The sequence below is a fragment of the Massilia luteola genome (assembly GCF_034420155.1).
Lineage (GTDB): Bacteria > Pseudomonadota > Gammaproteobacteria > Burkholderiales > Burkholderiaceae_D > Telluria > Telluria luteola.
The window spans coordinates 1-6,615 of record NZ_JAXOFN010000064.1 but is presented as its reverse complement, the minus strand read 5'-3'; the positions used below and the strand labels follow the sequence as shown (position 1 = coordinate 6,615).

The 6,615-nt window shown below is 64.9% G+C and carries 5 protein-coding genes; 3 read left to right on the top strand and 2 right to left on the bottom strand.

Annotated features, from left to right (window positions below):
- Both tuf and rpsJ read left to right on the top strand, forming a co-directional pair.
- Positions 1 to 1,047: elongation factor Tu (tuf, locus tag U9J41_RS29080; protein WP_322405020.1), on the top strand; the 1,047-nt coding region annotated here is incomplete at its 5' end.
- A gap of 212 nt (positions 1,048 to 1,259) precedes the next feature.
- Positions 1,260 to 1,577, top strand: a complete 318-nt coding sequence (rpsJ, locus tag U9J41_RS29075; protein ID WP_005663509.1) for a 30S ribosomal protein S10 — start codon at positions 1,260 to 1,262, stop codon at positions 1,575 to 1,577.
- A gap of 279 nt (positions 1,578 to 1,856) precedes the next feature.
- Here the strand turns inward: rpsJ and U9J41_RS29070 are convergent, their stop codons facing one another.
- Complete coding sequence (locus tag U9J41_RS29070) at positions 1,857 to 3,218, bottom strand: 8-oxoguanine deaminase (protein WP_322405684.1); 1,362 nt, start codon at positions 3,216 to 3,218, stop codon at positions 1,857 to 1,859.
- Positions 3,219 to 3,374: 156 nt separating this feature from the next.
- Positions 3,375 to 4,724 (bottom strand): nucleobase:cation symporter-2 family protein, encoded by a 1,350-nt coding sequence (locus tag U9J41_RS29065; RefSeq protein ID WP_322405683.1) that lies wholly within the window; start codon positions 4,722 to 4,724, stop codon positions 3,375 to 3,377.
- Positions 4,725 to 5,237: 513 nt separating this feature from the next.
- Between U9J41_RS29065 and U9J41_RS29060 the strand changes: the two genes are divergently transcribed.
- Positions 5,238 to 6,245, top strand: coding sequence for a LacI family DNA-binding transcriptional regulator (locus U9J41_RS29060; protein ID WP_322405682.1), 1,008 nt, complete (start codon positions 5,238 to 5,240; stop codon positions 6,243 to 6,245).
- The last annotated feature ends 370 nt before the right edge of the window (positions 6,246 to 6,615 follow it).

Sequence of the window (6,615 nt, the reverse complement as noted above, 5' to 3'; positions counted from 1 at the left end):
CAGATCGACGCGGCGCCGGAAGAAAAAGCGCGCGGCATCACGATCAACACCGCGCACGTCGAGTACGAAACGGCCAACCGCCACTACGCTCACGTCGACTGCCCGGGCCACGCCGACTACATCAAGAACATGATCACCGGTGCTGCCCAGATGGACGGCGCGATCCTGGTGTGCTCGGCCGCTGACGGTCCGATGCCGCAGACGCGCGAACACATCCTGCTGGCTCGCCAGGTGGGTGTGCCGTACATCATCGTGTTCCTGAACAAGTGCGACCTGGTCGACGACGCGGAACTGCTGGAACTGGTCGAAATGGAAGTGCGCGAGCTCCTGTCGAAGTACGAGTTCCCGGGCGACGACCTGCCGATCATCAAGGGTTCGGCTCGTATGGCGCTGGAAGGCCAGCCGGGCGAGATGGGCGAAGAGTGCATCGCCCGCCTGGCTGAAGCCCTGGACACCTACATCCCGACCCCGGAACGTGCCGTCGACGGCGCCTTCCTGATGCCGGTTGAAGACGTGTTCTCGATCTCGGGTCGCGGTACCGTGGTGACCGGTCGTGTCGAGCGCGGCATCATCAAGGTCGGCGAAGAGATCGAAATCGTCGGCATCACCGACACTGTCAAGACCACCTGCACCGGCGTGGAAATGTTCCGCAAGCTGCTGGACCAGGGTCAAGCCGGCGACAACGTCGGTCTGCTGCTGCGCGGCACCAAGCGTGAAGATGTCCAGCGTGGTCAGGTCCTGGCCAAGCCGGGTTCGATCAAGCCGCACAACCACTTCACCGGCGAGATCTACGTGCTGTCGAAGGATGAGGGCGGCCGTCACACCCCGTTCTTCAACAACTACCGTCCGCAGTTCTACTTCCGTACGACTGACGTGACCGGTTCGATCGAGCTGCCGGCCGACAAGGAAATGGTCATGCCTGGCGACAACGTGTCGATCACCGTCAAGCTGATCGCTCCGATCGCGATGGAAGAAGGCCTGCGCTTCGCAATCCGCGAAGGCGGCCGTACCGTCGGCGCCGGCGTGGTTGCCAAGATCCTGGCCTGATCGCCGGATCGGTAGGGTGGGCACTCCTGTGTCCACGCGTAACGCCGACATTGTCGCAAACGTTCGCGTGGGCTCAGGGAGCCCACCCTACGAGTAGTCTGTGCAGTTTAGGGTGAAACGGTGTTATACTGCCGTCCCCTCCGCAGTACACGCAGTACCTGACACATTGATTGCCGGCCGCGCGCCGGTTCGTTCTTTTTTAAGGAAATAGCATGTCCGCTCCGAATCAGAAAATCCGTATCCGCCTGAAAGCGTTCGACTACAAGCTGATCGACCAGTCCGCCCTGGAAATCGTCGACACCGCCAAGCGCACCGGCGCAGTCGTCAAGGGCCCGGTTCCGCTGCCGACCCGCATCCAGCGTTTCGACGTGCTGCGTTCCCCGCACGTCAACAAGACCTCGCGCGACCAGTTCGAAATCCGTACGCACCAGCGTCTGATGGACATCGTGGACCCGACCGACAAGACCGTCGACGCGCTGATGAAGCTGGACCTGCCGGCTGGCGTCGACGTCGAAATCAAGCTGCAGTAATCAGTTTCAGCGCCTCGGCGGCCTCGCCGCCGGCGCATGCAAAACGGCCCATCTACTTTGCGGTAGATGGGCCGTTTGCTTTAATACGTCTTTAATTCGTCGTCCCCGCGCAGGCCTTCAGCCGTCGCCCCCGCGCAGGCCTTCAGCCGTCGCCCCGCGCAGGCCTTCAGGCGTCGTCCCCGCGAAGGCGGGGATCCAAGTCCGTTGCGCAGCCGGCAAACCTGGGTTCCCGCCTGCGCGGGAACGACGGTTCAAACGTTCCGGGTGTTTAAGCGCTCCTTACCTCGCCGCCAGCGCCAGCTCCTCCGCCAGCCGGTTATGCCGCTCCAGCACGACCGGCAAATCGACCGTCCGCAACACCCCATCCTTCACGACGATCTTACCGTTGATGACGCTGTGGTTCACGTTGGCCGGCGTGCAGAATACGAGCGCCGCGACCGGGTCGTGCAGCGCGCCCGCGAAGCCGACGCCATCCAGCTTGAACATCACGATGTCGGCCGACATGCCCGGCGCGATGCTGCCGATGTCGTCGCGACCCAACACCTTCGCGCCGCCCCGCGTGGCCAGTTCCAGCGCCTGGCGCGCCGTCATCGCGTCCGGGCCGAAGCCCACGCGCTGCAGCAGCATCGCCTGGCGTACCTCGCCCAGCATGTGCGCGCCGTCGTTCGACGCGCTGCCGTCCACGCCCAGGCCCACGGGCACGCCCGCGTCGACCATCTTGCGCACCGGCGCGATGCCGGACGCGAGGCGCATGTTCGAGCACGGGCAGTGCGCGACGCCGGTGCCCGTCCGCGCGAACAGGTGGATGCCCGCATCGTCCAGCTGCACGCAGTGCGCGTGCCACACGTCGTGGCCGACCCAGCCGCAGTCTTCCGCATACTCGGCCGGCGTCATATTGAATTTCTCGCGGCTGTACGCGATGTCGTTGACGTTTTCCGCGAGGTGCGTGTGCAGCGACACGCCGTGGCTGCGCGCCAGCAGGGCGGCTTCCTTCATGAGGTCGCGCGACACTGAGAACGGCGAGCAGGGCGCCACGACGATGCGCTGCATGGCGTGGCGCGACGCGTCGTGGTACGTCTCGATCAGGCGCTGCGTGTCCTTCAGGATCGCCGCCTCGTCTTCCACCACGCTGTCGGGCGGCAGGCCGCCTTGCGAGCGGCCGACGCTCATCGCACCGCGCGCCGCGTGGAAGCGCATGCCGATCGTGTGCGCGGCTTCGATGCTGTCGTCCAGGCGGCAATCGTTCGGGTAGATGTACAGGTGGTCGCTGCTGGTCGTGCAGCCCGACAGGATCAGTTCCGCCATCGCCGTGAGGGTCGACACGTGGACCATCTCGCCGGTCAGGTTCGCCCAGACGGGATACAGGTTCGTCAGCCAGTTGAACAGCTCGCCGTCCTGCGCGGCCGGGATCGCGCGCGTGAGGCTCTGGTACATGTGATGGTGCGTGTTGACGAGGCCGGGGATGACGACGTGGCCGCGCGCGTCGATCACCTCGTCGGCGTCCTGCGGGAGTTCGTCCGTCGGGCTCACCCGTTCGATCACGTTGTCGCGCACGAAGACGGCGCCGTCGGCGATTTCGCGGCGCGCATCGTCCATCGTCACGAGGACGCGCGCGTTCTTGATCAGGAGAGTCTTGCTCATGAATTTTCCACTTTTAATGTTCAACACTGCGGAAACAATGCACGGGCACTGCGGAAACAATGTCGGGATAAAAACACCGCGCCGGCGCACGTCTTGCGATGTGGCCGGCGCGGCACCGACTGCCGGTCAGGGATGCCAAACGCGGACAGTATTCCGTTACGCCACCTCCAGCTCTTTCACCAGCAGGGGCTGCGGCACGTCCTCGTCGTCGTCGTGGACTTCGACGGGGCGGTTCGGCAACACGAGGTTCAGCAGCACGGCCATGATGGCGCCCGTGCTGATGCCCGAGCCGAAGATTTCGTTGACGAAGGCCGGCAGCTTGGCCAGCAGTTCCGGACGCACGCTGACGGCCAGGCCGCAGCCGATCGACACGGCGATGATGAGGCCCGTGCGCTTGTCGTGCTCGACCTTGCCCAGCATCTGCACGCCGGCCGTGAGGATCATCGCGAACATCATGAGGCCGGCGCCGCCCAGCACCGGCTGCGGGATCGTGACGACGACCGCGCCCAGCACCGGGAACAGGCCGGCCAGGGCCAGCATCACGCCGGTCAGCGCGACGACGTGGCGGCTGGCGACGCCGGTCAGCGAGATGACGCCCACGTTCTGCGCAAAGGTCGACATCGGCGGCGCGCCCAGGGTGGACGCGAAGGCGGAACCGACGCCGTCGCACAGCACGCCGCGCTTGAGCAGGGTGCCGCGCATCTTCGTCTCGGTGGCGGCGCCCAGCGCCATGAAGGTGCCCGTCGTTTCGACCATCGTGACGATGTAGGCGAGGCCCATGGCGAGGATGCCGCTGAGCGGGAAGGTCATGCCGAAGTGCAGCGGCTGCGGCAGAGCGAACACGGCGGCCCGGTGCACGCTCGCGAAGTCGACGAGCCCGAGGCCCAGGCAGATGGCATAGCCGATCGCGATGCCGATCACGATGGCGGAGGCCGAGATGATGCCTTTGCCGAACTGGACCAGCGCGACGACGACGGCCAGCACGAACAGGGCGATGCCAAGGTTCGTGGGCGCGCCGTAATCGCCGGCGCCCTTGCCGCCGGCCGCCCAGTCGACGGCGACGGGGACGAGCGACAGGCCGATCATCGTGACGACGACGGCCGTCACCTGGTGCGGGAACAGCTTGCGGATCTGCGGCATGAAGAAACTGCCGACGATCATGACGACGGACCCGGCGAGCGAGGACCCGAGGATGCCCGGCACGCCGTGTTCGAAGCCGATGCTGATGGCCGCGCCGACGAAGGCGAAGCTGGTGCCCATCACGCAGGGCAGGCGGATGCCGATCGGGCCGACGCCCTTGCACTGGATGATCGTGACGATTCCCGAGCCCAGCAGCGCCGCGTTGACGAGGGCGACGATCTGGTCCGCGGGCAGCTTGAGGATGGCGCCGACCACGAGCGGCACGGCGATGATGCCCCCGAGCGCGGCGAGCATGTGCTGGGCCGCGAGAAGGGTCGTGGTGATGAGGGGTGGCCGGTCGTCGACCTGGTACAGCAGATTGTTCATATGTGTCTCCGTCGAATGTTGTCCTGAGCTGCGCGTACCGCAAGCGCGTCGAGTACTTCGAAGTGATGCTGGACAGTGGAGAACAGTCAACCACGGCAGGCAATCCGTGATCCGGATGCAACCGAGGGGCGCCCGGGGCCGGGATGTGGCCGGGAACGCGATGACGTCTCCACAAAGCTTGGTGCCACTCTGCGGCGGCATTTCATGAATTCATGATGCCCATGCGAGACAGCACTGTCAACGAATTTGTATACAGTTTCCGTGCGTATAGAACGCATCGATTTGGCTGCGCCACAGAGCGATGACAGGGTATTTATCTCCGTGCTGTATACAATTTTTCACGTCACTTTTGCGTGGAAATATCAGATGGATGCGCTGCGCCGGCGCCCCTTGATAAGCCGGCTACCGTCCTGATCTAGAAAGACAAGCGCCCCGGCGCGCTCGCCGGGGCGCAGGCACTTGTTGTAATTACTGAAACACATCGGTGATAATCGCGCCTCAGGAGGGAACGCGATGGCGACCATGAAGCAGGTAGCGGAGCGCGCCGGGGTGTCGATCTCCACGGTGTCGCACGTGATCAACAACACGCGCGTCGTCAGCGATGACGTGCGCCGGCGGGTGCTGGGCATCATCGACGAGATGCGCTACATCCCCAGCGCCGTCGCCCGCAGCCTCAAGAACGACAAGACCAATACCATCGGCGTGCTCGTGCCGAACTCGTCGAATCCCTATTTTGCCGAACTGATCCGCTGGATCGAGGATGCGGCGTTCCAGCTCGGCTACAACATCATCCTGTGCAATGCGCATGGCGGCGCGCAGAAGCAGGCGGCCTATCTGCGCCTGCTGATGGAAAAGCGCATCGACGGGCTGGTGCTCGTCGCCAGCGGTGCCGACGATGAACAGGACCTGCTGCTGGGCCACGAGACGGTGCCCATCGTCCAGCTGGAGCGCGCGCTGCCCGGCCTGCACGCCGACCTGGTCCAGGCCGGCCAGGAAGAGGGCGGGTACGCGGCCACGCGCCATCTGATCGAACTGGGCCATCGGGACATTGCCTGCGTGTCCGGCCCGGCCGACCTGCCGCGCACGCGCGAACGCGTGGGCGGCTTCATGCGCGCGATGGCGGAAGCCGGCCTGGCGCTGACGCTGACGCCGGACCGTATCGTGCACGACGAATTCACGAGCGCCGGCGGCCACGCGGCCTTTACGCGCCTGCTGGCCCGGCCGCGGCGGCCGACGGCCGTGTTCGTCACGAGCGACCTGATGGCGCTGGGCGGCCTGTGCGCGGCCGGATCAGCTGCCGTGCGTGTGCCGGCGCAATTGTCCGTCGTAGGTTTCGACGACATCGCCGCCGCCCGTTACGCGCTGCCGCCGCTGACGACGGTGGCGCCACCCAAGCACGACATGGCGTGGCTCGCGATCGAGTTGCTGGCCGATCGCATCCGCGGCGGCCACGCGCCGCTGCGCCGCACGGCGCTGGCCAGCACGCTGGTCGTGCGGGCGTCGACCGCGCCGCCGCAATAAGGCCCCGTCGCGCGTGGGCGGAGGCCGCCCACCCTTGTATCTTGATAGAGTTGATGGTTAGCTACCATCAGCTGAGGTGAAGACCAGCTTGTGCCCACCCTTAAGGCATCGACCTTCGAGTGTAGATTAAGCCCTTCACCTCTCCCACCCCATTGCTGAACACTGGACGGTATCCGAGGGCGCTGACCCTGCATGTACAAGGCGAGTGTGGAGTGGATTAGGGAAATCAATAACACGAGGAAGAGTAATGTTTTATCTTGGCGTAGACGTTTCGAAGAAAAAACTGGACTGCATGCTGCTCAACAGTACGAACGACAAGTTGAAGTCCAAATCGTTATCGAATACGAAGGCTGGCATCGAAGAACTGATC